General features: G+C 31.3%; 23 protein-coding genes, 1 rRNA gene and 1 other annotated feature. Of the genes, 17 read left to right on the top strand and 7 right to left on the bottom strand.

All coding sequences use genetic code 11. The features are described from left to right. Positions 1–159: 159 nt before the first annotated feature. The 8 genes from BUB34_RS06685 to BUB34_RS06720 all read left to right on the top strand — a co-directional run bounded on the left by BUB34_RS06685 (position 160) and on the right by BUB34_RS06720 (position 8,252). Positions 160–2,133, top strand: a complete 1,974-nt coding sequence (locus BUB34_RS06685) for a YgiQ family radical SAM protein (protein WP_073125746.1) — start codon at positions 160–162, stop codon at positions 2,131–2,133. A gap of 392 nt (positions 2,134–2,525) precedes the next feature. Beyond that, positions 2,526–3,518: an ABC transporter substrate-binding protein gene (locus tag BUB34_RS06690; RefSeq protein ID WP_073125749.1), complete on the top strand. Its 993-nt coding sequence runs from the start codon at positions 2,526–2,528 to the stop codon at positions 3,516–3,518. Next, positions 3,493–4,278 carry an ABC transporter permease gene (locus BUB34_RS06695; protein ID WP_073125752.1) on the top strand — a complete coding sequence of 262 codons (786 nt, stop codon included), beginning with the start codon at positions 3,493–3,495 and terminating at the stop codon, positions 4,276–4,278. The genes BUB34_RS06690 and BUB34_RS06695 overlap by 26 nt, the downstream gene beginning before the upstream one ends. Then, on the top strand, positions 4,266–4,943 hold the full coding sequence (locus BUB34_RS06700; protein ID WP_143153338.1) for an ABC transporter ATP-binding protein: 678 nt from the start codon (positions 4,266–4,268) through the stop codon (positions 4,941–4,943). The genes BUB34_RS06695 and BUB34_RS06700 overlap by 13 nt, the downstream gene beginning before the upstream one ends. Positions 4,944–4,988: 45 nt before the next feature. Beyond that, positions 4,989–5,468: a Cys-tRNA(Pro) deacylase gene (gene ybaK, locus BUB34_RS06705; RefSeq protein WP_073125755.1), complete on the top strand. Its 480-nt coding sequence runs from the start codon at positions 4,989–4,991 to the stop codon at positions 5,466–5,468. A gap of 162 nt (positions 5,469–5,630) precedes the next feature. Beyond that, complete coding sequence (locus tag BUB34_RS06710; RefSeq protein ID WP_073125759.1) at positions 5,631–6,470, top strand: fumarate hydratase; 840 nt, start codon at positions 5,631–5,633, stop codon at positions 6,468–6,470. A gap of 10 nt (positions 6,471–6,480) precedes the next feature. Then, entirely contained in the window at positions 6,481–7,026 is a 546-nt protein-coding gene (locus BUB34_RS06715) for a Fe-S-containing hydro-lyase (RefSeq protein WP_073125762.1), read from the top strand. A gap of 47 nt (positions 7,027–7,073) precedes the next feature. Further along, positions 7,074–8,252 carry an NAD(P)-dependent malic enzyme gene (locus BUB34_RS06720; RefSeq protein ID WP_073125765.1) on the top strand — a complete coding sequence of 393 codons (1,179 nt, stop codon included), beginning with the start codon at positions 7,074–7,076 and terminating at the stop codon, positions 8,250–8,252. Positions 8,253–8,934: 682 nt separating this feature from the next. On the opposite strand, the gene BUB34_RS06725 is transcribed toward BUB34_RS06720, so the two are convergent. The 7 genes from BUB34_RS06725 to trpE form a co-directional block, all read right to left on the bottom strand. Continuing rightward, the gene (locus BUB34_RS06725) at positions 8,935–9,777 is read right to left on the bottom strand and encodes a CvfB family protein (protein ID WP_073125768.1); all 843 of its coding nucleotides are present in this window, start codon (positions 9,775–9,777) and stop codon (positions 8,935–8,937) included. Positions 9,778–10,196: 419 nt separating this feature from the next. Beyond that, the gene (gene trpA, locus BUB34_RS06730) at positions 10,197–10,997 is read right to left on the bottom strand and encodes a tryptophan synthase subunit alpha (protein ID WP_073125770.1); all 801 of its coding nucleotides are present in this window, start codon (positions 10,995–10,997) and stop codon (positions 10,197–10,199) included. Continuing rightward, positions 10,990–12,177: a tryptophan synthase subunit beta gene (gene trpB / locus BUB34_RS06735; RefSeq protein WP_073125773.1), complete on the bottom strand. Its 1,188-nt coding sequence runs from the start codon at positions 12,175–12,177 to the stop codon at positions 10,990–10,992. Before trpB ends, trpA begins: the two co-directional genes overlap by 8 nt. Next, a complete protein-coding gene (locus BUB34_RS13075; RefSeq protein WP_073125806.1) occupies positions 12,178–12,813 on the bottom strand; it encodes a phosphoribosylanthranilate isomerase in 636 nt (211 codons plus the stop codon). Then, complete coding sequence (gene trpC, locus BUB34_RS06745) at positions 12,803–13,603, bottom strand: indole-3-glycerol phosphate synthase TrpC (protein ID WP_073125776.1); 801 nt, start codon at positions 13,601–13,603, stop codon at positions 12,803–12,805. Before trpC ends, BUB34_RS13075 begins: the two co-directional genes overlap by 11 nt. A gap of 10 nt (positions 13,604–13,613) precedes the next feature. Next, complete coding sequence (locus BUB34_RS06750; RefSeq protein ID WP_073125779.1) at positions 13,614–15,245, bottom strand: bifunctional anthranilate synthase component II/anthranilate phosphoribosyltransferase; 1,632 nt, start codon at positions 15,243–15,245, stop codon at positions 13,614–13,616. Continuing rightward, positions 15,242–16,711, bottom strand: coding sequence for an anthranilate synthase component I (trpE, locus tag BUB34_RS06755; RefSeq protein WP_073125781.1), 1,470 nt, complete (start codon positions 16,709–16,711; stop codon positions 15,242–15,244). Before trpE ends, BUB34_RS06750 begins: the two co-directional genes overlap by 4 nt. A gap of 58 nt (positions 16,712–16,769) precedes the next feature. Next, positions 16,770–17,031, bottom strand: a binding site (T-box leader). A gap of 346 nt (positions 17,032–17,377) precedes the next feature. Between trpE and BUB34_RS06760 the strand changes: the two genes are divergently transcribed. From BUB34_RS06760 to BUB34_RS06800, 9 genes are all read left to right on the top strand, one after another. After that, a complete protein-coding gene (locus tag BUB34_RS06760; protein ID WP_242948845.1) occupies positions 17,378–18,766 on the top strand; it encodes a rhodanese-like domain-containing protein in 1,389 nt (462 codons plus the stop codon). Positions 18,767–19,493: 727 nt separating this feature from the next. Further along, on the top strand, positions 19,494–20,192 hold the full coding sequence (locus BUB34_RS06765; protein ID WP_073125785.1) for a YczE/YyaS/YitT family protein: 699 nt from the start codon (positions 19,494–19,496) through the stop codon (positions 20,190–20,192). A 312-nt stretch (positions 20,193–20,504) separates the two neighbouring features. Further along, positions 20,505–21,044 carry a helix-turn-helix domain-containing protein gene (locus BUB34_RS06770; protein WP_073125787.1) on the top strand — a complete coding sequence of 180 codons (540 nt, stop codon included), beginning with the start codon at positions 20,505–20,507 and terminating at the stop codon, positions 21,042–21,044. Positions 21,045–21,061: 17 nt separating this feature from the next. Beyond that, a complete protein-coding gene (gene potA, locus BUB34_RS06775; RefSeq protein ID WP_073125788.1) occupies positions 21,062–22,105 on the top strand; it encodes a spermidine/putrescine ABC transporter ATP-binding protein in 1,044 nt (347 codons plus the stop codon). A gap of 2 nt (positions 22,106–22,107) precedes the next feature. After that, positions 22,108–22,950, top strand: coding sequence for an ABC transporter permease (locus tag BUB34_RS06780; protein WP_073125790.1), 843 nt, complete (start codon positions 22,108–22,110; stop codon positions 22,948–22,950). 98 nt (positions 22,951–23,048) lie between these two features. Beyond that, positions 23,049–23,726: an ABC transporter permease gene (locus tag BUB34_RS06785; RefSeq protein ID WP_330392756.1), complete on the top strand. Its 678-nt coding sequence runs from the start codon at positions 23,049–23,051 to the stop codon at positions 23,724–23,726. Between the two features lie 11 nt (positions 23,727–23,737). Then, positions 23,738–24,790 carry an ABC transporter substrate-binding protein gene (locus BUB34_RS06790; protein ID WP_073125793.1) on the top strand — a complete coding sequence of 351 codons (1,053 nt, stop codon included), beginning with the start codon at positions 23,738–23,740 and terminating at the stop codon, positions 24,788–24,790. Between the two features lie 348 nt (positions 24,791–25,138). Further along, complete coding sequence (locus BUB34_RS06795) at positions 25,139–26,119, top strand: glucosaminidase domain-containing protein (RefSeq protein WP_073125795.1); 981 nt, start codon at positions 25,139–25,141, stop codon at positions 26,117–26,119. Between the two features lie 322 nt (positions 26,120–26,441). Then, positions 26,442–26,678: ribosomal RNA gene (locus tag BUB34_RS06800) — 16S ribosomal RNA — on the top strand; the annotation flags it as partial.

Genomic DNA, 26,678 nt, shown 5'->3' on the forward strand with positions numbered 1-26,678 from the left:
GCTCATTATATTATATCAAAAAAACTTAGTTAGAAATTTCAAAATGATGTTTCAACAGATTATATTTGATATAAAAAGTTTTAATTTAGTGATATAATTAGAGTTTAGGATAAAATAAATTACTATAGAAGTTTGAATATAGAGAAATAGGTGATGTTAATGGAAAATAAATTTTTGCCAATATGTAAGCAAGATATGATAGATAGAGGATGGGAACAATTAGACTTTGTACTGATAACGGGAGATGCTTATGTTGACCATCATAGTTTTGGAACTGCGATAATATCTAGAGTCTTAGAGGCCGCTGGTTATAAAGTTGGTATAATAGCTCAGCCTGATTGGAAATCAACTGATGATTTTATGAAACTAGGAAAGCCTAGACTTGGATTTTTAGTCAACTCAGGTAACATGGACTCAATGGTAAATCATTATTCGGTAAGTAAAAAACGTAGAGATAAGGATTTATATTCCCCAGGTGGGAAAATGGGATGTAGACCAGATCGAGCTGTAATAGTTTATTGCAACAAAATAAGAGAGGCATATAGTGATGTAGCTGTTGTAATAGGAGGACTAGAAGCTAGTTTAAGAAGATTTGCCCACTACGACTATTGGGGTAATAAAGTAAGAAAGTCAATGCTTATAGATAGTGGTGCGGATTTATTAGTATACGGTATGAGTGAAAAGCAAATAGTTGAGGTAGCTGATGCATTAAATGATGGGTACGATCCTAAATATATTAGACATATAAATGGTACATGCTATTTAGCGGATAGTTTGGATGAAATATATGGAGATTATATACAAATACCTTCATACAAAGAGGTATGTGAGGATAAGATGAAATATGTAGAGGCTTTTAAAGTTCAATATGATGAGCAAGACCCATTTAGAGGAAAGGTTATAGTTCAGGGACACGGAAATAAGTACTTAGTACAAAATGTACCAGAAAAACCTTTAAATAGAGAAGAATTAGATGAGGTGTATGGACTTCCTTATCAAAAGACTTACCATCCGATATATAAGGAGATGGGAGGAATTCCAGCTATAGAAGAGGTAAAATTTAGTATCGTTAGTTCTAGAGGGTGTTTTGGAAGTTGTTCGTTTTGTGCAATAACATTCCATCAAGGAAGGGCCGTACAAAGTAGAAGCGAGGATTCAATAGTAGAAGAGGCCAAGTATATAACTACACTACCAGATTTTAAAGGGTATATTCACGATGTGGGTGGACCTACTGCAAACTTTAGAAAAGCCGCATGTAAAAAGCAGATTACAAAGGGTGCATGTAAGCATAGACAATGTTTATCTCCTGATGTGTGCAAGAATTTAGATGTAGATCACGAAGAGTACTTACATTTACTTAGAAGGGTTAGAAATCTGCCTAATATTAAAAAAGTATTCGTGCGTTCAGGAATTAGATATGACTATGTTATGGCAGATAAAAGCAATAAATTCTTGAGAGAATTAATAGAACACCATGTAAGTGGTCAACTAAAGGTTGCTCCTGAGCACGTTGCAGATGAAGTATTAGAATATATGCAAAAACCAGCAGGAAAAACATATGATAAGTTTAGACAAAAATTCTTTGCAATAAATGAACAGCTAGGTAAAAAGCAATATCTAATACCTTATTTAATGTCAAGTCACCCAGGCTCAACATTAAATAGTGCAATTGAATTAGCTGAATACCTTAGAGATACACATTACCAACCAGAGCAGGTTCAAGATTTTTATCCAACACCAGGGACTTTATCTACAGCAATGTTTTATACAGAGATCGATCCACTTACAATGAAACCTGTATATGTACCTAAGTCAAAAACTGAAAAGGCTATGCAAAGAGCGCTTCTTCAGTATAGAGCACCAAGAAATTATGACCTGGTATATAATGCTTTGGTTGAAGCAGGTAGAGAAGATTTAATAGGTTATGGACATAGATGTCTAATAAAACCTAGAGAAGATAGATATTATGGAAATAGATATGGATCTAATAAACAAAAGAGCTCTAAAACTGAAAATAAAAAAGATAAAAATGGTAAGAATAGAAACAATAGGGATAGAAATAATAGGGATAAAAATAATAATTTTAGCAAAGTAGACAAAAAATCAAATATCAAGAGAAAAAAGAAAAAGTAAAAACTTTAGTAAATAAAAAAGGAAATTATATAGTTTTAAAGAAACTATATAATTGGTAGACAAAATAATTATGAAATGTATAAGGTTCTTGAGTTAATATCATAACTTTATACATTTCTATTTTTTTTATAATTTTAAGTATAGATCAAATAAATTATTTGTAGCCTATAGTCTATACGTCTTATAGGTAAATTAAATCGGAAAAATAAACTTAGTAAGCCCTAAATTTGATGATAAAGATTAATTTATTAATATAACTAGGTCTGAATTTTCTGAAAATTACTTGAGAAAATAATAATTATTTGGTAGAATAACATAAACCATATTATCAATTTATGAACTAAAATAATGTAGAAACTAATATGTTAAGGGTTTCTGAAGGGGGAAATAATATGAGAAAAACTATCTCTATACTTGTATCTATGGTGTTAGGTATGACTCTTTTAGCAGGGTGCGCTAGTCCTAAAGAGAATAAAAAAGAAGAGATTAAAGAAGCAGTTAAAAAAGTAAACATAGTAGCCCCAGATGGATTGCCATCTATAGCTATAGCTCAATTAGCAAAAGAAAATCCAGAGATAAAAAATGGCTATGATTTAATATATACAGTAGAGAAATCACCTGAGTCACTTTCAACTACAGTTATGAAACAAGAGGCAGATATAGCTATAGTTCCATCAAATATGGCAGCCATAGCATATAACAAGACATCAAATTATAAAATAGCAGGAACGGTTGGAATGGGTTCGTTTTACCTAGTATCCACAGATAATATATCAGAAATTAAGGATTTAGAAGGTAAGGAAGTAGGAAATACTGGAAAAGGCTTGACTCCAGATATAACAGTGCAAAGTGTGTTAAAAGCCAATGAAGTAGATCTATCAAGTTTGAAGTTTAACTATGTTAATTCAGCAAGTGAATTAGTACCTTTATTGGCAACTGAGAAGATATCTACAGGATTTGTACCAGAACCAGCTTTAACTGCGTTGATGATTAAAAATCCAAATATGAAGATAGTAAAAAGTTTAAATGATGCATGGAAAGAAGCAAACAAAACAGAGAACGGCTACCCTCAATCTACAGTAATTGTAAAAGCTGACTTTGCCGATGAAAATAAAGAATTTGTAGATTCGTTTTTAGGTCAATTATCAAATAGCATTGAGTGGGCAAACAAAAATTCTAAGGAAGCTGGAGAATATGCAAAAGAAATAGGTGTATCTACAGAACCAAAAATAATAGAAAAATCTATGGAAAGATCAAATTTAAAGTTTATTTTAGCAAAAGATATGATTGAGGATTATAACAATTACTTTAAAAAATTATTTGACTATGATATTAAGACGGTAGGTGGAAAATTACCTGATGAAAAAATTTATCTTTCTGAATAATAAAGAAAATAAAGAAGATTTAATAAGCAAAATAGAGATAACACTTTCATGTGTTATCCTATTGTTTTTGTGGCAGATTATTGCTATAAAGTTAAACAATAATATATTTTTGCCAACTATAGGTGAAGTTATAAAAAGTATGATGGAGATATCTACTCAGGAAAGGTTTTATTTAGATATAACCGCATCTATGGCTAGGTGTATTTTTAGTTTTGTATTTGCTATTCTTTTTGCTTTTATTTTAGGAGTATTAGCTTATATAAGTAGAGTGTTTAGAAATCTTCTAAAACCAATAAGTGCTTTAGTTAGCTCAATACCCACTATGGTACTTGTAGTACTTGCACTTATTTGGTTTGAAAAGGATAATGCACCATTTGTTGTTGGATTTGCCATAGTTTTTCCTATTTTGTACGATAGTGTTTTAAGTGCACTGTTAAATATAGATAGGAATTTAATAGAAATGCTAAGTTTGTACAAGATAAACACAAAAGATAAAATACTAAAAGTATATCTTCCGTCAATAAAGTTTCAGCTGGTACCAATTCTAGTATCCACATTTTCCTTGGCATTAAAGGTGGTAATAGCCGGAGAAGTTCATGGACAGCCTACATATGGGATTGGAACTATGATACAAATTGAAAAAATAAATTTTAATACACCAGGTATATTTGCATGGATAATAATTATAATTTTAATCTCTATTATATTAGAAATAGTTCAAAGAATATTAGTTAGGAGAACATTTATATGGAAGAGATGACTTTTAATATAAAAAATATAAATAAGACATATGGAAATAAAGTTATATTTAGAGATTTTGAGATTGATTTTTATAGGGATAAGGTAAATTGTATAATAGGAAAATCTGGTTGTGGTAAAACTACTCTTTTAAATATTATAAGTGGAGTTATAAAAAGCGACATAGAGGATTTTGAAACATTAGAAAGGTTCAAATTAAGCTATATATTTCAAGAGGATAGGCTTATACAGTGGCTAACGGTTGAGGAAAACATAAAATTAATTGGTAAAAAATATTATGACGAATCTGTTATAGACAGTGTATGTGACAAGTACTTAGAATTGGTGGGTATTGGAGAGTATAAAAAATATTACCCTCAAATGCTTAGTGGTGGAATTAGACAAAGAGTAAATATAGCAAGAGCCTTTATTTGTCCATCAAAAGTTATTATTATGGATGAACCATTTAAATCAATTGATGCTAAAAACAAAAAAATGATAATAGAACGTTTAAAGGAGATTTTCAAAAAAGAAAAGAGAACAGCTATTTTTGTAACTCATGATATAGAAGAAGCACTGCTTTTAGCGGATAAAATATTTATATTAGGGGACTCCCCTGTAAATATAAAGGATATATTAGATAACAATAAAAACTTGGAAAAAAACAGCTTATATAGTTTAATATAAGTATAGAAAATTTTTTTGTTGATTCGATATGGAGGATTTAGAATTATGTCAAAAGCAGTAAAAACAAACGCGATGAGGATATTGGACTCTAATAAAATAAGTTATAACACTCTATCATATTCAGTCAAAGATGACCATGTAGACGGAGTAGAGGTAGCGAACCAAATAGGTAGAGGAGTGGATGAAGTTTACAAAACTCTAGTAACCCAAGGAGTTAGCAAAAGTTTATATGTATTTGTAATACCAGTTCACGAAAATTTAGATTTAAAAAAAGCGGCTAAGATTGCAAATGAAAAAAGTGTTGAAATGATCCATGTAAAAGATATAAATAAATTTACAGGGTACATAAGAGGAGGATGTTCTCCTATAGGAATGAAAAAGCTGTACAAAACTTTTGTAAATGATACTGCAAAAAATTTAAAAACAATGATAATGAGTGCTGGTAAGATAGGATATCAAATAGAGCTATCTCCACTAGATTTACAAAAAGTAGTAGGGTGTGAGTTTGCTGACATCATTAAATAGAATGAAAAGAGGTCTTGTTTTAATAAGGCCTTTTTTATAATGCATAGAAAATTTTTTTACTTTATTCTAAAAATATTCATTTAAGTTGTTAAAAATAAAAAAAAATGTTAAAGTGTAAATATAGATGCGAATATTTTTAATAAAGCAAGGAGGTACGTTCGTTTGAGGATAGTACAGTCTGAAGAAATAGTAGAAAAAGTAAAGGAACTTTGCATAAATGCGAACCTTTACTTGGGCGATGATGTAAAAAGTTGTATAAGATACAACTTGGATAATGAAGAGAGTAGTGTAGGTAAAAATATATTAAATATACTGCTTGAGAATGCAACTATAGCAGAAGAAAAGAGTATACCACTTTGTCAAGATACGGGTATGGCTGTGTTTTTTGTTAAATTAGGACAAGAAGTAATTGTTAGGGGAGATACTCTAACTGATGCTATAAATAAAGGTGTAAAACAAGGATATGAAGAAGGATACCTAAGAAAATCTGTAGTGGATCCACTTAGTAGAATAAATACGAAAGACAATACCCCGGCAATCATTCATTATGAAATGGTAAAAGGAGATAAAATATTTATAGAATTTGCTCCAAAAGGTTTTGGTAGTGAGAATATGAGTAAACTAAAGATGCTAAAACCTTCAGATGGAATAGAAGGAATCAAAAAATTTATAATAGAAACTGTCTCAGAAGCTGGACCAAATCCTTGCCCTCCTATAGTAATAGGTGTAGGAATAGGTGGTACAGTTGATAAGTGTGCACAAATAGCGAAAAAGGCACTTCTTAGAAATGTTGGAGAGCATAGCACAGATGCTTTTTTAGCAGATTTAGAAAGAGAAATGCTAGAGAAAATCAATAAGTTGGGAATAGGGCCACAAGGTTTGGGTGGTAATACAACTGCACTTGCTATAAATATAGAAACTTTTCCTACTCATATAGCAGGATTACCTGTTGTAGTAAATATAAATTGCCATGCAGCGAGACATAAAAAGGCAATAATATAGGAGGAAAACTATGAAAAAGATAAAAATGCCAACAAATAGTGTAGAGATAGAAAATTTAGTTTCTGGAGATGTAGTAAGTATAAGTGGAGTTATTTACACAGGTAGGGATGCAGCACACAAAAGAATGATAGATAGTATAAATAAAGGTGAAAAATTACCATTTGATGTCGATGGACAAGGTATATATTATGTAGGCCCAACTCCAAGTAAACCAGGAGAAGTAATAGGTTCAGCAGGACCTACTACAAGTTATAGAATGGACGACTTGACAGTACCTTTACTTGAAAGAGGATTAAAAGTTATGATAGGAAAAGGGAAGAGAAGTCAAGAAGTAATAGAAGGGATGAAAAAATACAAGGCTGTGTATCTTGCTGCAATAGGTGGAGCAGGGGCTTATATATCTAACTCAATAAAATCATGCAGAGTAATTGCATATGATGACTTGGGTGCAGAAGCTGTAAGAAAACTTGTCGTTGAGGACTTACAACTGATAGTTGCCATAGATAGTAAAGGCAATAATATTTATGAAACTGGAAGAAAATTATATGAAAAGTAAAGAAATATAAAAACTGAAATATACATATAACGCAGGAGGAAAATTTGATGGCTAAGGATTACAAAAAATTAGCATTAGATATGCACGAAGAAAAAAAAGGAAAAATTAGCGTAGAAAGCAAAGTTAAGGTTGAAAACAAAGATGATTTATCTATTGCATATACACCGGGAGTTGCTCAACCTTGTTTAGAAATAAATAAAAACAAAGATGATGTATATAAATATACTTCAAAAGGAAACCTAGTAGCTGTAGTAAGTGACGGGAGTGCAGTACTAGGTTTAGGAGATATCGGAGCAGAAGCATCTATACCAGTAATGGAAGGAAAAGCAATACTATTCAAAGAGTTTGCGGGAGTGGATTCATTTCCTATATGTCTAAAAACAAATGATGTAGATGAAATAGTTAGAACTGTAAAGTTATTAGAGCCAGTTTTCGGAGGAATAAATTTAGAGGATATATCTTCTCCTAGATGTTTTGAAATAGAAGAAAAACTAAAAAAAGAATTGGATATACCAGTATTTCATGATGATCAGCATGGTACAGCTATAATTCTTGCAGCAGCCATAATAAACTCAGTAAAATTAATAGATAAAAAAATAGAGGATTTAGAAATAGTAATAAATGGACCAGGTGCAGCTGGTATGGCCATAGCTAAAATATTACTTAGTATGAATGTGAAAAATATAGTACTATGTAATCTAGAAGGTGCACTTCATAAAGATATGGAATCTTTAAACTGGGCTCAAAGAGATATGCTCCCTCTAACAAACAAGAACAACGAAAGAGGACTTTTAAAAGACGTAATAAAAGGTAAAGACGTATTTATAGGAGTTTCAGGGCCAAATGCATTAACTAAAGAAATGGTCAAAACTATGGCAGATAAACCTGTAATAATGGCAATGGCAAACCCGACACCAGAAATAATGCCAGATGAGGCAAAAGAAGGTGGAGCATTTATAGTTGGAACAGGACGTTCAGACTTCCCTAATCAGATAAATAATGTATTGGCATTCCCAGGAGTATTCAGAGGAGCGCTAGATGTTAGAGCTTCTGAAATTAACGAAGAAATGAAAATAGCAGCAGCACACGCAATAGCAAACACAATAAGCGATGATGAAATATCACCAGACTATATACTACCAGATGCATTTAATAAAAAAGTAGTCGAAAACGTAGCCAAAGCAGTAAAAGAAGCAGCGATAAAAACAGGAGTAAATAGAATATAATTTAAGAAATATTATGATTAACTCAAAGGAAAATCTCTATATGTATTTTATACACGTATAGGGATTTTTACTATACCTATTTTTAGGTATAACTTATTTCGACTAATAGCTGTACTATGTGTATTGTTGTTATGTTAGCAATTGTGCAGTCTAAAATAGAGCATTAGTTATAATGATAAGGCATTATAAAAATAGTGGTTATTGCAAAACTTATAAGCATATCAGTTTCACAATAACCACTATAGAATCAACATATAAAAATGTAAAGTATTATCCAGCGAGGGGTGGCGTATATATAAACTTTAACGACATTGCAGCTTGACTGTCTGGAGCAAAGTTTATATCAATCAATCCCTAAGTGATTACATATTCACTTATCAAAAAGTCCTTTCCTCGTATCGATGCCGATAAAAATGTAAAGTATTATCCAGCGAGGGGTGGCGTATATATAAACTTTAGCGACATTGCAGCTTGACTGCCTGGAGCAAAGTTTATATCAAGTATAATCCCTAAGTGGTTAAATACTCATTTATTAAAAAGTTCTTCCCTCGTATCGATGCCGATAAAAATGTAAAGTATTATCTAGCGAGGGGTGGCGTATATATAAACTTTAGCGACATTGCAGCTTGACTGTCTGGAGCAAAGTTTATATATAGCCAACCCGAGCGGCCAATACAAACATTTATTTCAAATAAGTCCCTTCTTCGTCCTGAGTAATAAGTCCTTTTTTCATCAAAACCCCAAGAGCACGTTTAAAGTTTTTCTTGCTAGAATTAAATAATATAGAAATATCATTAGGATCAGATTTATCATTAAATCTCATATATCCGTCAGAACCCTCTAAATAACTCAAAATCTTTCTCTCAAGTTTATCTAATTCATTTTCTCTGCTTACTCTAGGAGAAAGTCCTAATTTCCCGTCTTCATATACCTTTATAACTTTTAATTCTTCTAAACAGTCACCTATTTTTAGTTCTGTGAAGTATTCATTGTGAAGAATAACTGCTGCATACTTATTGTCAACACAAACCATAGCAGAGTCGTTAGTTTGGAAACCATAAACAATTCCACTAACCATATCTCCAACATTATAAGTGTGTTCTGTAGATAGATAAGGGTCTATATCAGTAGTTGCAGCTATTCTAGAACTCTTATCTAAGTAAATATAAAACAAGTATTTTTCATCTCTAAATATAGGATAAGTTTTAGCTTTAAATGGTACTAATATATCTTTAGGAAGACCCATGTCAATGAAACTACCTATATCAGTATTATCGACAACCTTTAAATGAGCAACCTCACCAACCTTAGCTAGAGGCTTAATTAAAGTTGCAGCAACTCTATCCTCTGAATCTTTAAATATAAAAGCATCGACTTCATCACCAACAGATACTTTGTTATCTCCTAAAAGTCTATTGTGAAGAAGTACATCATCTTTAGTATTCCCAGTTTTGGCATCTAAAAAAAATCCAAAGTCAGTCTTTCTTTTTACTTCAAGTCTATTATAATCGCCTATCTTTATCACGCTTAAATCATCTCCTTAATTGGTCATCATATGTAAATGTAGAAAGTATTAACAAATTATTATAACACAATATCTACCATAAATATATTATATACAAATATCACAAATAAGATAGGCTTAAAAAACAAATTCATAAAATGATAAGCAAAAAGGCGCCTCACCTAATCATTTATAAAAGTAATAACTAATTCGAGCGAAGGGTAGGAGAAGATATGAGCCGTACTGACATTGCAACTTGATTGCTTGGAAGGAGACTTATATCGAACCTACCCGAAGCGCCCTCACCTAATCATTTATAAAAGTAATAACTAATTCGAGCGAAGGGGAGGAGAAGATATGAGTCGTACTGACATTGCAACTTGATTGCTTGGAAGGAGACTCATATCGAACCTACCCGAAGCGTCGATAATAGTATACCTTTATAAAACTATATAATCATTTAGTGCCATTTTAGCAGATTTTACAAAGTCGAAAACAGGTTTTTCAGCTTTTTCTTTATGTTTTTCTACTAATTTTACAATAGCGCTTCCGATTATAACGCCATCGCAGTACTTTTTCATTTCTCTTACTTGTTTTGGGGAAGAAATTCCAAATCCTACTGCATATGGTATACTTGCTGATTTTTTGATTTCAGTAAAAAATTTATCAAAATCAGTGGAGAATTCATTTCTTGTTCCAGTAACTCCAGTAGAGGATACACAGTATAAAAATCCTTTGCTATTCTTTGCTATCTTTTGTATTCTATCTCCAGATGTAGGAGCTACAAGACTTATAGAATGAACCTTGTATTCATCAGCATAACTTTGGATTTCATCTTTTTCCTCAAACGGCATATCTGGAACTATAACTCCATCAATTCCACTTTCATTGCAAAGGGAGAAGAATTTCTCTGTTCCAAATCCGAATATTGAGTTTAAGTATAGCATTAACAAAATTGGCTTTTCGGTATTTTCTCTCAGGCGTTTTACAAGGTCAAATATATGAACTAGCTTTGTTCCATTATCAAGCGAACGTTTACTAGCCATTTGAATTACCGGGCCTTCAGCTATAGGGTCTGAGAATGGAACACCTATCTCTATAATATCGGCACCAGCTTTATCCATAGTTAAAACTAAATTTTCTGTCATATCAAGGTTTGGATCTCCTGCTGTAATAAATGTAATTAAGGCTTTTTTGTTTTCTTTTTTTAATTCTTCAAATTTCATATCTATTCTATTCATTAATATCAACTCCTCTGTATCTAGCTATTTGGTATACATCTTTATCTCCGCGACCAGATAAACATATAATTATGCTTTGGTCCTTTCTCATAGTAGGTGCAATTTTTCTAGCAACTGAAACTGCATGTGCAGATTCTATAGCTGGGATAACCCCCTCCATTTTGGATAAGTATTCAAAAGAAGAAACAGCCTCTTCATCTGTGACACTTACATACTCAGCCCTACCAGTTGAATGTAGGTTTGCGTGTTCTGGCCCTATTCCAGGGTAGTCAAGACCAGCAGAAATAGAATAAACTGGAGCTATTTGGCCTTCTTCATTTTGTAAGAAAATAGATTTCATACCATGGAAAATTCCAGTTGAGCCCTTGGCAATTGTAGCTGCATGAAGTTCTGTATCTGCTCCCTTTCCAGCAGCTTCTGCACCTATAAGTTTGACAGAAGCATCTGGTATAAAATCATAGAACATTCCCATAGCATTAGAACCACCTCCAACACAGGCTATTACACAATCTGGAAGCTTGTTTTCAAGTTCATAGTGTTGTTTTTTAGCTTCTTCACCTATTATTTTCTGGAAATCTCTCACCATTTGAGGGTAGGGATGAGGTCCCATAACAGAACCTATTAGATAATAGGTATTTTCTATATTAGTAGCCCAATCACGCATAGCCTCGTTTATTGCATCTTTAAGTGTACTAGTTCCGCTGTTTACACCTGTTACTTTTGCTCCAAGAAGTTCCATGCGGTAGACATTTAGGGACTGTCTTTCTATATCTTCTTCTCCCATATACACCTCACACTCTAGACCAAATAATGCAGCAGCGGTAGCTGTAGCAACACCATGTTGACCTGCACCAGTTTCTGCTATGATACGTTTTTTGCCCATTTTCTTGGCAAGAAGGATTTGACCTAAAACATTATTTATTTTGTGAGCACCAGTATGATTTAAGTCCTCACGTTTAAGATATATTTTAGCTCCACCTAAGTCTTGAGTCATATGTCTAGCGAAGTATAGCATAGAAGGTCTATTTGCATACTTTTCATATAAATCGTGAAGTTCTTTTTTGAAATCTTCATCATCTTTATAGTAGTTATAAGCTTTTTCTAGTTCGCAGACAGCATTCATTACTGTTTCAGGGACGTACTGTCCTCCAAATTGACCAAATCTTCCTATTTTTTTCATTTACTTTCTCCTTATACAATTTATTATTTTTTCTATTTTATTTCTATCTTTAAAACCATCAGTTTCAACACCACTTGAGATGTCAACACCATACGGAGATACCTCAGACAAAGTGTTTAATATATTATCAATGTTTAATCCTCCAGCTAAAAAGAATTGATTTTTTATAGTAGAACTTTTTATAATATCCAAATCTATAGTTTTTCCGGTTCCTCCATAAGATTGTTTTGAAAAGCTATCTAAAAGCAGACAATCAACAGGGAGCTTATCACCCGATATTATATCTTTTTCTCCTTTTACCCTTATTGCTTTCCAGACAAGGGTATCTTTTAGCGATGTAGAGTTTTTAAGTATATTTTTTAGATCAAGTATATATTCCCTTGTTTCATCGCCGTGAAGTTGGATTACATCTAAATTAGCAACTAAAGTAGTAGAGATTACTTTTTCTAAGGATTCATTTACAAATACACCAACGGTCTTTATAGAAGGATCTAATTCTTTTTTTAAAACTAAACATTCTGCCGATGTTATCTGTCTTTTACTTTTAGCAAATATGAATCCTATATAATCAGGCAAAAATTCATTTACATACTCTATATCCTGATGACGCCTTATACCGCAAATTTTAATTTTCATTATATCTCTCATTTGGGTATTTAAGTTCTTCAAAGGTTTTTTTAATATCACTACTTTTCATCAAAGTTTCTCCTATCAAAACAGCATTTGCACCAGAGTCATAAGCGGTTTTCATATGTGATCTATTTTTTATACCGCTCTCAGAAACTATAGTAAGGTTGCTAGGTATTAACTTACTAAGTAGTGTAGTGGTTGATAAATCTGTAGAAAAAGTCTTTAAATCTCTATTATTTATACCTATGATACTCGAATTTGCTTTTAGGGCAGAGGATAGTTCTTTTTCATTGTGTACTTCAGTGAGGCAGTGGAGCCCTAAATTATTAGCAATATCTAAAAATTCCATAAGTGTATCAGTATCTAATATGGAGGCTATAAGTAAGATAGCATCAGACCCAATAGCCTTTGATTCATATATTTGATATGGATCTATAATGAAATCTTTTCTCAAAATTGGTAAATCTATGTTATTTCTAATATCCTCTAGATAGCTTTTATCACCCTTGAAGTAGTATTTTTCTGTAAGAACCGATATAGCACTTGCTCCATTTTCTTCGTATTTCTTAGCGATTAGAGTAGGATTAAAGTTATGACTTATAATTCCCTTTGAAGGTGACGCTTTTTTTACTTCTGCAATTATAGATAGTGTATTTTTTTTATCAATAGCTGATTTAAAGTCTTTTATGTCTCTAGTTCTACAATGAGATAGATAAATTATTTCTTCCAAAGGAATATTATTTTTTTCATGTTCTAATTGCTCTTTTCTTTTTTTTACTATCTGGTCTAATATCATGAATTTCCCCCTAAAAACTATTTGAAAATGTTTTTAATTCTTCTAACTTAGAAAGCGCAGCACCAGAGTCTATAGACTTTTTGGCCATTTCAATACCTTCAGATATAGTGCTAGCCTTGCCTGAAATGTATATGGCACACCCTGCATTCAATAAAACTATATCTCGAGTTGGGCCAGTTTTTCCATTTAGTATATCTAATGTAATTAGAGAATTGTCATAGGCACTACCACCAACTACCTCAGATTTATCTGATAGCTTAAATCCATAATCTCTAGGATCTAATTCGTATTTAATTAATTTTTCACCCTTAATTTCACAGATTTTTGTTGTGTCTGATATAGTTATTTCATCTAAACCATCGCTACCATGTACAATCATAGCTCCTTTTATTCCTATGTTCATAAGAACTCTTGCCATAGGTTCTAATAAATCTTCCTCGTATACACCGAGAATAATATATTCAGCAAGTGCAGGACTTGCAAGCGGTCCCAATATATTGAATACACTTCTAACACCGATTTCACGTCTAGGAGTTGCTGCAAATTTCATAGATCCATGGAAATTAGGTGCAAATAAGAATGATATACCACATTCATCTAAACAAGAAGAAGCCTTTTGTGGATCCATTTTTATTTTTACCCCAAGGGCTTCAAGCACATCAGCACTGCCACTTTTACTAGAGACACTTCTATTGCCATGTTTGGCTACCTTTAGACCGGCACCTGCTATAACAAATGACGAAGTAGTTGAAATATTAAATGTATTTGCCATATCTCCACCAGTTCCAACTATATCAACGGCAGGATGTGAATGTATTACTTTTTTTGATTTTTCTCTCATGACCTTAGCAAATCCCGTAATTTCATCTATAGTTTCCCCTTTCATTCTAAGGGCAGTTATAAAGGAACTGATTTGGGAGTCAGTAGCATTTCCACTCATGATACACTCCATGGCACTAAATGCCTCATCTTGTGATAAATTTTCACCATCTATAACTTTAAAAATGAATTTTTTAAGACCATTTTTATTTGTTTGATCTAAATCCTTTTTTGAATTATTTTGTATAGGATTAGAAAGTGTGGATATAAAGTTTTCTATTATTTTCATACCAGAGTCTGTTAAGATTGATTCTGGATGAAATTGCAATCCGTAAGTTGGATATTCATTGTGTTTAACAGCCATTATTTCTCCAAAATTATCTTTTGCAGTAATAGATAAACATGATGGAAGAGTAGTTTTATCAACTATCAAAGAATGATATCTACCTACTGAAATTTTATCTGAAAGACCGCTAAAAATAGGGCATTTTAGATCAATATCTATTTCACTTGATTTTCCATGTAGTTGTTCTCTAGCTTGGATAACCTTACCACCAAATACCTGGCAAATTGATTGATGACCTAAGCATACACCGAGTATAGGTATTTTAGGGCTAAAGTATCTAATAGCCTCAAGAGAGACTCCCGCTGAATCAGGAAAGCCAGGACCTGGTGAAATTATTATAGCTTTCGGATTTAGTTTTTCTATTTCTTTTATATTTATCTTGTCATTTCTAACAACCTTGATATTTTCATAGAGTTGCCCAATTGCCTGATAAAGGTTGTATGTGAATGAATCATAATTATCTATCAACAAAATCATAACTTACAAGCCTCCTTAATTGCACTTAAAACAGCAAATGCTTTGTTTTCAGATTCCTCAAATTCATTTTCTGGTACGGAATCGAGTACTATCCCTCCGCCAGCTTGGATATATGCTTTATTATCTTTAAATAAAGCGGTGCGTATTGCTATACAAGTATCCATGTTTCCGTCAAAGGCAAGGTATCCAACAGTGCCACCATATAGACCTCGTTTTTTATTTTCGATTTCATCAATTAATTCCATAGCTCTTACTTTTGGAGCACCAGATAATGTGCCTGCAGGAAGTACTGATGAAAGAGCATCAAGGGCGGTTTTATCATTTTGTAAAATACCTTTTACACCACTAACAAGATGCATCACCTTTGAATATCGATCTACTTTCATAAACTCAGTTACTTCTACTGTTCCAAATTTTGATACCTTTCCAACATCATTTCTTCCTAAATCTACAAGCATAGTATGTTCAGCTCTTTCTTTAGGGTCAGCTAAAAGCTGTCTTTCAAATTCTTTATCTTCATCTTCAGTAGCCCCACGGCAAATTGTTCCGGCAATAGGCTTTGTAGAAATTATTTTTTTAGTTACATTTACCAACATCTCAGGTGATGCTCCAACAATTTGGTAATCATTAGTTTTGAAGTAATAAAGATAAGGAGAAGGATTAGTCGAGCGTAGTACACGGTAAACATCAAAAGGATCTGGTGTGTTTTGTACCTCAAATCTTTGTGACAAAACGACCTGGAATATATCACCGTTTTTTATGTGCTCTTTAGCCTTATTAACATTATCCATAAATTCTTTTTTAGTAAGATTTGACTTAACTTCAATTTCTTTATTTTGTTTTGGTTTATTTTTTATAGGGATATAATTTTTTATTAAATTAGATATTACTTTTGAACGTCTTATACAACTTTCGTATTGTTTACTTGCATCATCCTTAGACGATATGTTTAATATAACAACTGTCTTATTTGTGAGATGATCAAAAGCTATTATTTCATCAAATAAAAATAAATTGCAATCTGGTATACCAATGTCATCCTCGGGTATATTTACAAGAGTTTTTTCAAAATATCTGACCATATCATAGCCAAAGTATCCGATAAGACCTCCCGTTAGCTTAGGTCTGTTAGGGAAGTTTGGGGATTTATATTGATTTAAAATACTCTGTAGAAACTCAGTAGGTGAATCTATTTTCTCAGTTGAGGACCCTTCTTCTTTTATGATACAGCCTAAACCATCTTTAATTTTAATTTCTGCTTTTGGATTAATACCTATAAAAGAATATCGACCCCAGTTATTTTTATTATCAACACTCTCTAATATAAAGCAGTTATCACAAGTATCCTTAAGTGCATTAAAGATATATATTGGAGTGTAATTGTCAGATAGCACTTCGTAGAAAACAGGTACAGTGTCGTATTGCTTTAACAAATCTTTTACACAGTTTAAATTGGGATATAACATATTTATTAAATCTCCTTCCTAAATCTATTTATTTAAAAACAAAAAAGAGCCTATCATCCCAAGGGACGATAGACTCGTGGTGCCACCCAAATTTAAGAATAGCAAAATAAGCTATTCAACTTTAATAAGGTATCTCACAAATTAGTTTTAATACCCTTTTTCTATAACGTGAAAAAAACGTCAACAGATACTAAGATAAAATCTTTTCACTGTGCTCCTCACAAACCCATTCACTAATATCGTATGTATTGGCTCTCACCAAGTGCCAACTCTCTGTACCATCGTTTTATTAGTTACTTACTTTTGTTCTTAGGATTTTAAGTCTTAAATTATTAATAATTGTATGCTATAAAAAATCTAAAGTCAACATATTTTAAAAAGATTAAGAAAATTAAAAAATATAAGTTTTTACCTAAAAAAATAAATAATATACAGCGATATAGAGTGTATTAAATTAAAAAATAAGTAGTTTATAAGCGTTTAAAAAAATAGTACCTATTTAGTTTTTAAATATTAACTATAGAAAATTTCTATAGTTAATATTTAATGTATTGAAAAAAAGTATATTTCTACTATAAAAATATAATATTTTTAGGAACTGTGTTTGCTATAATAACTCTAGAGACTTATAACTAGGAGGTGCAATATGAGAAAAAATTTTTGAGTGTGTTTTTGTCTTCTGCATTGGCGATTTCTATGCTTTCTGGATGTGCTAAAAATGAAGAGAAAAGTGACAAAAAAGCTGAAAGTAAATATGAAACTGTTACAACAGATGATTTAAAGTCAGCTTTAAAAGATGAAAAAGCTGTCGTTTTGGATGCAAGGCTAAATGATGCATATAATGGATGGGCAATTGATGGAGCTAAAAGAGGTGGTCACATACCAGGTGCTAAAGATTTCTCTGCTAGTTGGATAAATTGCGAATATGATGATAAGGAAAATCTTGAAGGAGAAACAAGAGAAGAAGTATTAAAAGAAGCTATAGAAAATAAAGGTATATCAGCTGACAAAAAAGTAATAGTCTATGATACTAACGGAAAAGATGCTATTGAAGTTGCCAATTATTTGACTGAAAAAGGAATAAAAAATATTTATACTTATGATGCCAATGAATGGATAAATGATGAAAGTTTAGATATGGAATCATACCCTAATTATAAAATGCTTGTTCCTGCAAGTGTTGTAAAAGAGATAACAGATGGAAAAGTTCCAGAAGGTTTCACTAAATCTAAAGATATAAAAATAGTTGATGTAAGATGGGGAGATAACAAAGAGTCAGGGTATTTAGATGGACATGTTCCTAAAGCTGTGCATATAAACACTGATTCATTTGAGCCTCCTAAAGAATATGTAAAAGGAATAGAGGAGTGGAGACTAGCAGATGATCAAACTTTAGTTAAATTACTTCTTGATTCTGGTATAAAAGCAGGGGACTGTGTAATATCTACAAGTCCTGAGCCAATGGCGGCTTCTAGATTTGCTGTTATATGTAAGTACCTAGGTGTTGAAGATGTTCGTGTTATGAGTTCAGGTCTAGTTGGATGGAACCAAGCAGGATATGAATTATCTAAAGAAGATATAAAACCTGTAGCTGAAAAAGAGTTTGGAGTTGAGGTTCCGGCAAATCCTGATTGGATAGACACTATAGAAGAAGTTAAGGAGCAGTTAAATACTCCAGATTATACATTAGTAGATAATCGTACCAAAGAAGAGTTTATAGGAAAAGAAACAGGATATAGCTATCATAAAATAGCAGGTCGCATTGAAGGAGCTGTATTTGGATATGCAGGTAAGAAAAATTCAAGTTCAGTGTCTTATTACAGAAATATAGACAAGTCTATGAGAAATGCAGATGAAATAAAAGCGATGTGGGATGAATGTAAAATAGATACTAATAAACGTTTAGCGTTTATGTGTGGAAGCGGATGGAGAGCTGCTGAAATACTATGGTATTCTAAAGTAATGGGACTTGATAAGACTACTTTATACAGTGATGGATGGATAAGATGGAGTAATGAAGGAAATCCATATGTAACTGGAGAACCCGGAAAATAAAAATCAATATGAATAAAAAAGTACGCAATACATTATTTTGTTTTATCTCTCTAATACAAATTTCAATTATTTATGCTATAAGTATCCTGAGTAAATTGTCTAGAAAAAGAGCGGGTATAAACCATCACCTTTCATATAATAGGACTAAGTATAATTCACATATATTTACAGATAATAATGTTCTTATAATGAAGATATTAGTTTTTTTACTAGCTATTATATTTATTGTTCTTTTACTTAAGACGTTAAGGGATAGATCGAACAACAAAAGCTTGTATTTAAAAATAATTATGATAATTGCTATAATTTGTTTTGGAGTTCTTTTATGGGAATTGAGTAGTTCAACATTTAAGTCTGTCATATATTACCCATATGCTGTATTTGCAACAGTTTTGATAATTTCACTTCAAATGTTACAATTATTTATATACAAGATTATTAAAATTACCTAATTATTAAAATTACCTAAAAAATGCGAGAAAATTTTCTCGCGTTTTTTCTAGTGCTTTTTTGTAGCGATGCTATTTCTAGGTGAATTTCAAGGTATGGTATTATAATAAACCATAAAACTATATTTTAAATATATGAAAGAAAATAAAAAAAATAACTGTGTATTTCAATTTTGTGAAAAAAATAATGGAAAATTTCATATAAATATAGTCATTTTTGAAATAATGATGTATTATATATTTGGGGAATTAATCTAGCATAATTAGGGGGAATTATTTTGTTAAAAGACACGGTTTATAAATTAATTAGATTAGTCCTGGGGCTATTCATATGTGCTCTTGGGATTGTATTCTCAATAAATGCAAATTTAGGATTGGCACCTTGGGATGTCCTTCATCAAGGAATATCTAATCATGTTGGAATAACGATAGGAACGGCATCAATTATTATAGGGATTACAATTGTCCTGGCAAACGTTTTACTTGGGGAAAATATTGGATGGGGAACGATTATAAATATACTATGCATAGGAACATTTATGGATTTAATAATAGCTAGCAAATTAGTTCCAAGTAGTAATAGTATATTAAACGGAATTTTAATGATAATTATAAGTATGACACTTATGGGATTTGGAATGGCAATGTATATGGGGTGTGGACTTGGAAGTGGTCCTAGAGATGGAATGATGGTTGCCTTGCAAAAAAGAACTAATAAGCCAGTAAGTATTGTTAGAGGTTCTATGGAAGTTGGGGCACTAACTGTAGGTTATTTATTAGGGGGAAAAGTTGGAATCGGTACGGTTATAAATGCTTTTGTATTAGGGTACTTTATAAAGATTGTATTTAGAATATGTAAATTAGATAGTAGTAAAATAAAACACAGGTTTATAGTAGACGACATAAAATATATAAAGTCGCTATCTATAAAAGGGAATAGAGAATTGGCCGATGTTCAAGATAGTATATCTGAATAATTACTAAAATATAGTAGATTATAATAAATAAGAATGAAATAACACTAAATATTTGGTGTTATTTTTTTTACTTAAGCTACAAGTAATTAAAATATAAATAATTAGGCATACTAAACTTTATAAATATTAATATGAATACTTTGTGATATACTTAAGTAGAAGTATTTAAAATGCTAGTATTTTTGTTATAGTCAAAAATAAAAAATATTTTTAAAGTATTGAATTATATTAGGATTTTTTATATAATTACTTTTGTTGTTTAGATATTTTAAACAGAATGTTTAGTAAAAAATAAAATTGGGAGGTGTAAATATGGATATAGGTGAAAAGATAAAAAGACTAAGAATAGAAAAGCAACTGACCCAGGAAGAACTGGCTAATAGGTGCGAATTGTCTAAGGGATTTATATCTCAGCTAGAGAACAATTTAACATCACCATCCATAGCTACTCTTATAGATATATTAGAAATATTAGGAACAAATTTAAGAGAGTTTTTTAATGAAATAGATGACGAAAGAATTTCATTTACAAAAGATGATATGTTTGAGACTGAGGATGAGGAGTTGAAATACTCGCTGAAGTGGTTAATCCCCAATTCTCAAAAAAATAAAATGGAGCCTATAATAATAAGTTTGGATGCTGGAGGTCAATATAAGGAAGAGAAACCTCATGAAGGAGAAGAATTCGGTTATGTGCTTTCAGGATTGATATACGTCCATATAGGTGACAAAAAGAATAAAGTCAGAAAAGGAGAAAGCTTTTACTTTAGGCCAAGGGCTAATCACTATATATCTAATGCAGGAAAGACTACAGCAAAGGTGATTTGGGTAAGTACTCCACCGTCATTCTAGAAAAGAGGTGTTATAATTTGGTAGAAAATATAATTGAATTAAAAAATATATCAAAGTCATATGAGGAAAATAGAGTTTTAGATAATTTTAATTTAGATATAAAGAAAAATGAATTTTTAACTTTGCTAGGTCCTAGTGGATGTGGTAAAACTACAACACTAAAAATAATAGCAGGGTTTGAATATGCAGATGAAGGTAGTGTTTTATTTGAGGGAAAAGAAATAAGCAATAAGCCTCCCTATGAAAGACCATTAAATACTGTGTTTCAAAAGTATGCTTTGTTTCCACATATGGATGTGTATGAGAATATAGCTTTTGGATTAAAAATAAAAAAGACTCCAAAGGATCAAATAGACAAAAAAGTTAGAGAAATGCTAAAACTAGTTGCACTTGAGGGGTTTGAAAAAAGAAGTATAGACTCACTAAGTGGAGGTCAACAACAGAGAATTGCCATAGCAAGAGCACTTGTAAATGAACCGAAAGTTCTTTTATTAGATGAGCCACTAGGAGCATTAGACTTGAAATTAAGACAAGAAATGCAAACAGAATTAAAGAAAATACAACAGCAATTAGGAATTACATTTGTATTTGTTACTCATGATCAGGAAGAAGCACTAACTATGTCTGATACTATAATAGTAATGAATAAAGGGAAGATACAACAGATGGGTAGTCCAGAAGATATATACAACGAACCAGAAAATGCATTTGTTGCTAGATTTATAGGTGAAAGTAATATATTTGATGGAATTATGCATGATGATTTTAAAGTAGAGTTTTGTGATACTCACTTTGACTGTGTTGATAAAGGTTTTGAAAAAAATGAAAGTATAGATGTTATAGTAAGACCAGAAGATATAAAAATGGTTGAATCAGATAAAGGAATGTTAAAAGGAATAGTTGAGTCTACTGTATTTAAAGGTGTACACTATGAGATAACAGTAAACGAAAATGGAAGAGAATGGATACTTCATAATACTAAAAATGCCGAGGTAGGTAGTATGCTAGGCATGGATATATATCCAGAAGACATCCATATAATGAAAAAGGTAAGTGATTAATAATGAAAAAAAATTCTAATTCATACTTAGCCTCACCTTACATAGTATGGAGTGCCATATTTATAGTAATTCCTTTACTTCTGATAGTATTTTTTAGTTTTACAAAGCAAGAATCTGGACAATATGTATTTTCATTAGACAATTTTAATAGATTAATAAATCCTATATACATTAAAGTATTCGGACGTTCTTTATGGTTGGCCCTATCATCAACTATAATATGTTTATTAATAGGGTATCCTGCAGCTTACATAATTTCAACGGCAAAAGTAAGTAGAAGAGGGACTTTAATTCTTCTATTTATACTACCTATGTGGATGAATTTTTTATTAAGAACTTATGCATGGGCTGCCATACTTGGAAAAAATGGTGTTATAAATACAATACTTACAACACTAGGATTTAATGCAGTGAACATTTTATATACAGATGTAGCTGTTCTATTAGGTATGGTATACAATTTTCTACCATTTATGGTGTTACCTATATATACTGTTCTATCTAAAATGGATAAGGACTTGGTAAATGCAGCTGAAGATTTAGGAGCTAATAAAATACAAGTATTTACTAAAGTTATATTTCCTCTTAGTATGCCTGGAGTAGCATCGGGTATAACTATGGTATTTATGCCAGCAGTATCCACATTTGTAATATCAAAATTACTAGGTGGAGGACAGTTTATGTTGTTAGGAAATTTAATAGAACAACAGTTTATGTCAGTTGGAGATTGGCACTTTGGTTCTGCAGTATCGATATTTATGATGATAATGATTCTGCTTTCTATGGCATTTATGAATAAATTTGACAATGACTCTAATAAAGAAGGCGGTGGATTATTATTTTAAAGAAGCTAACGTCTAATATATATTTAACACTCGTTTTTATATTTCTATACGCACCTATAGTTGCCCTAGGAGTATTTTCTTTTAATGATTCAAAGTCTATGGCAAAATGGGAAGGCTTTACATTTGAATGGTATGGAAAGTTATTTGAAAATGACAGAATAATGAACGCATTATACTATACAATACTTATTGCAGTGGTATCGACATTGGTTGCTACTATTATAGGAACAATAACCGCAATAGGTATACATAAGATGAGAAATGGCAAAGGCAAAAAACTTTTATTAAATGTAAACTATTTGCCAATACTAAATCCAGACGTAGTTACTGGGGTATCATTAATGACATTGTTTGCATTTATAAATATAGAGTTCGGATTTAATACAATGCTAATTTCTCATATAGTATTTAATATACCCTATGTTATACTTTCAGTTTTACCTAAATTAAAACAATTGCCGGCAAATATAGAAGATGCTGCAATGGACTTAGGTGCAAAACCTATGTATACTCTTAGAAAAGTAATACTTCCTCAAATAAAACCCGGTATAATATCTGGGTTGTTAATAGCGTTTACGATGTCTATAGATGATTTTGTAATAAGTTTCTTCACTGCTGGTAATGGAGTTAGCAACTTGTCTATAGAAATATACTCAATGACCAGAAAGGGAATAAGACCAGAAATTAATGCCTTATCTACAATTATGTTTGTAGTTGTGTTGGTTTTACTTATATTATCAAATAGAAGTGAAAAGAAACAATCTGTAATAAAATAGGAGGGTAAAACATGAAATTTAAAAAATTAGTATCGCTATCTACAGTATTTTTATTATCTTCTACAATGTTAGTAGGTTGTGGAGGTTCAAAATCATCTAAAGAAGTTCTTAATGTATATAATGTAGGAGATTATATAGATGAGAGCTTAATAGGGAAGTTTGAAGATGAAACAGGAATTAAAGTTGTATATGAAACATATGACACTAATGAAGCTATGTATCAAAAAGTTAAAAGTGGAAGTTCTAAGTACGACCTAATATTCCCATCTGACTACATGGTAGAAAAAATGATAGAGGAAGATATGTTACAAGAATTAGATTACAACAATATACCTAATTATAAAAATATAAATGAAGATTTTAAGAAAGCAGATTATGATAAAGAAGCAAAATACAGTGTACCTTATTTATGGGGAACATTTGGAATATTATATAATAAAACTATGGTAAAAGAAGAAGTAGATAGTTGGAATATACTTTGGGATAAAAAATACTCAGGACAAATTCAAATGCTAGACTCTGTAAGAGATAGTGTTGGTATAGCTCTTAAAAAATTGGGATACTCAATGAATAGTACAAATCCAAAAGAATTAGAAGAAGCTAAAAAAGAACTTATGAAGCAAAAACCTTTAGTTCAGGCTTATGTTAATGATGAAGGAAAAGATAGATTAGTAGCAGAAGAAGCAGCTATGGGGATAGTTTATTCAGGGGATGCTTTAACTTTAATAGAAAGTAATCCAAACTTAGAATATGCTACACCTAAAGAAGGTACTAATAAGTGGGTAGATGCTATGTGTATACCTAAGGTAGCTGAAAACAAAAAAGAGGCTGAACAGTTCATAAACTTTATGCTAGATCCAGAGAATGCAAAAGTAAATGTTGATTATATAGGATATTCAACTCCAAATGATGCAGCTTTAAAAATATTAGATCCAAAAATGAGAAACAGTAAGATAGCTTATCCAGCTAAAGAAGTATTAGATAAGAGTGAAGTATTTATAAATTTACCAAAAGATATATTAAAATTATATGATGATGCGTGGACAGAAATAAAATCAGAATAACATAAACAGTGAAAAAGATACCTTAGATTACTAGAATTGATTTTCGAAAACTTAGGTATCTTTTTTTTACGTATAAACAAATTATAATTAATTTAAAATTATGAATAACTTATACAACTTGGAAATTTCAATATACTGGTTTTGAAAGTGAAAAATTATAAAATAGAATATACAATAAATAGCAAAAAACTTGTACAATATGTACAAGTATGAGTAAAATAATAAAATATATATAGAAAAAAGTAAAAAGTAGTGATATTATCATGTAATATAATTATTTCTTAATAAAAATGTGTAAGTAAATATTTAAATACAAAAATAATATAAATAATTTAATAGGGAGAGAGTATGGGCAAAAGTATAGGAAAATATGTGACAAAGAGGAAGAGGACAAACTATAAGCTTAGAAAGATAAGTACTACACTACTTGTTGTACTAAGTATAGTGACATTTATAAAAATTAGTAAGACATTGGGTAGTTTATACAAAGGTAGGAATGTAGAAAACTCTAAAATAGAGTTTTATATGAGTGTTGCCGATGAAATTGGAGAAAAAAGAGTACAGGTGAACTGGCAGGAGTTGCTAGCTTTAGATATGGTTATAAATGATGGAGACTTAACTAATATAAGAAAAAAAGATACATTAAACTTAGGAGAGAAATTTATAGAAAAACAAACAAGTTTAAAAGGTGAAACAGTTTATAAGATTAAATCATTAGATGAAGTTGCCGATAAACTTAATTTTTCCAAGGAGCAAAAAACACAGCTTAATAAGAATATAGACAATCTAAAATACACATCTTTGAGCAAAGAAACCCTTAATGAAAATAGTAGCAAAATTATATTTATAAATCAAATAAAAGGTGTAGCTATAGAAAATTATAATAAATACGGTATACTTCCATCTATAACAGTGGGGCAAGCTATATTAGAATCAGGCTGGGGGAAATCTGAGTTGACTAAAAGAGGAAACAACCTATTTGGTATCAAGGCGGATGATAGATGGAAAGGTGATAAGTTAGAATTAGAAACATCTGAGAATTATGATGATAAGTTGGTAGCGTCTTTTAGAGAGTATAGCTCATTAACTGACTCTATTAGAGATCACGGGAAATTCCTTGCAAAAAATCAAAGATATACAGAACACGGTCTATTTGAATCTTATCATTATACAACTCAAGCTCAGGCATTGGAAGATGCTGGATATAGTACAAAAACAAATGAAAAGGGCGAAAATATATATGCAGATATGCTGATTGAAATTATACGTAATTATAATCTACAGCTATTAGACCACAGTGTAGAACTAACTAAGGGGTACTGTAAATAAAATAAGGTATATAGAATAGAATGTAAAAATTTATAAATTAAATAAAAATATTTTAAAAAGTGTTGACGACTATAATTAATCATGGTATAGTATTACTTGTCCTTAAGAAAAGGGCAAACAAGAAAAATAAAAATAAAAACAACAATAAAAAGCTTGACAACATATAAAAATTTTGTTAAACTTAAGAAGTTGTAAAAAAGTGACTAAGTCACTAAACTTGAACTTTGAAAATTAAACAGTAGGTTAATTTATAGAATTGAAACAACACAAACCAAGCCAGATATTCAGATAATGATTAGTCTGAGCAAGGAAAACAAAACTTTTATTTGAGAGTTTGATCCTGGCTCAGGATGAACGCTGGCGGCGTGCCTAACACATGCAAGTCGAGCGAACCCTTCGGGGTGAGCGGCGGACGGGTGAGTAACGCGTGGGTAACCTGCCTCATACACATGGATAACATACCGAAAGGTATGCTAATACAGGATAACATATTTTTATCGCATGATAAAAATATCAAAGCTCCGGCGGTATGAGATGGACCCGCGTCTGATTAGCTAGT

Origin of the sequence: Asaccharospora irregularis DSM 2635 (assembly GCF_900129815.1) — a bacterium.
GTDB lineage: Bacteria > Bacillota > Clostridia > Peptostreptococcales > Peptostreptococcaceae > Asaccharospora > Asaccharospora irregularis.

Coding starts and splice junctions, on each gene's coding strand:
- BUB34_RS06700 (WP_143153338.1), top strand. CDS start 4,266: ATGGAAGAGATGACTTTTAATATAAAAAATATAAATAAGACATATGGA.
- BUB34_RS06785 (WP_330392756.1), top strand. CDS start 23,049: ATGGCAAAATGGGAAGGCTTTACATTTGAATGGTATGGAAAGTTATTT.
- BUB34_RS06685 (WP_073125746.1), top strand. CDS start 160: ATGGAAAATAAATTTTTGCCAATATGTAAGCAAGATATGATAGATAGA.
- BUB34_RS13075 (WP_073125806.1), bottom strand. CDS start 12,813: ATGAAAATTAAAATTTGCGGTATAAGGCGTCATCAGGATATAGAGTAT.
- ybaK (WP_073125755.1), top strand. CDS start 4,989: ATGTCAAAAGCAGTAAAAACAAACGCGATGAGGATATTGGACTCTAAT.
- BUB34_RS06770 (WP_073125787.1), top strand. CDS start 20,505: ATGGATATAGGTGAAAAGATAAAAAGACTAAGAATAGAAAAGCAACTG.
- BUB34_RS06715 (WP_073125762.1), top strand. CDS start 6,481: ATGAAAAAGATAAAAATGCCAACAAATAGTGTAGAGATAGAAAATTTA.
- trpB (WP_073125773.1), bottom strand. CDS start 12,177: ATGAAAAAAATAGGAAGATTTGGTCAATTTGGAGGACAGTACGTCCCT.
- trpC (WP_073125776.1), bottom strand. CDS start 13,603: ATGATATTAGACCAGATAGTAAAAAAAAGAAAAGAGCAATTAGAACAT.
- trpE (WP_073125781.1), bottom strand. CDS start 16,711: ATGTTATATCCCAATTTAAACTGTGTAAAAGATTTGTTAAAGCAATAC.
- BUB34_RS06790 (WP_073125793.1), top strand. CDS start 23,738: ATGAAATTTAAAAAATTAGTATCGCTATCTACAGTATTTTTATTATCT.
- BUB34_RS06795 (WP_073125795.1), top strand. CDS start 25,139: ATGGGCAAAAGTATAGGAAAATATGTGACAAAGAGGAAGAGGACAAAC.
- BUB34_RS06720 (WP_073125765.1), top strand. CDS start 7,074: ATGGCTAAGGATTACAAAAAATTAGCATTAGATATGCACGAAGAAAAA.
- BUB34_RS06690 (WP_073125749.1), top strand. CDS start 2,526: ATGAGAAAAACTATCTCTATACTTGTATCTATGGTGTTAGGTATGACT.
- BUB34_RS06695 (WP_073125752.1), top strand. CDS start 3,493: ATGAAAAAATTTATCTTTCTGAATAATAAAGAAAATAAAGAAGATTTA.
- trpA (WP_073125770.1), bottom strand. CDS start 10,997: ATGAATAGAATAGATATGAAATTTGAAGAATTAAAAAAAGAAAACAAA.
- BUB34_RS06750 (WP_073125779.1), bottom strand. CDS start 15,245: ATGATTTTGTTGATAGATAATTATGATTCATTCACATACAACCTTTAT.
- BUB34_RS06780 (WP_073125790.1), top strand. CDS start 22,108: ATGAAAAAAAATTCTAATTCATACTTAGCCTCACCTTACATAGTATGG.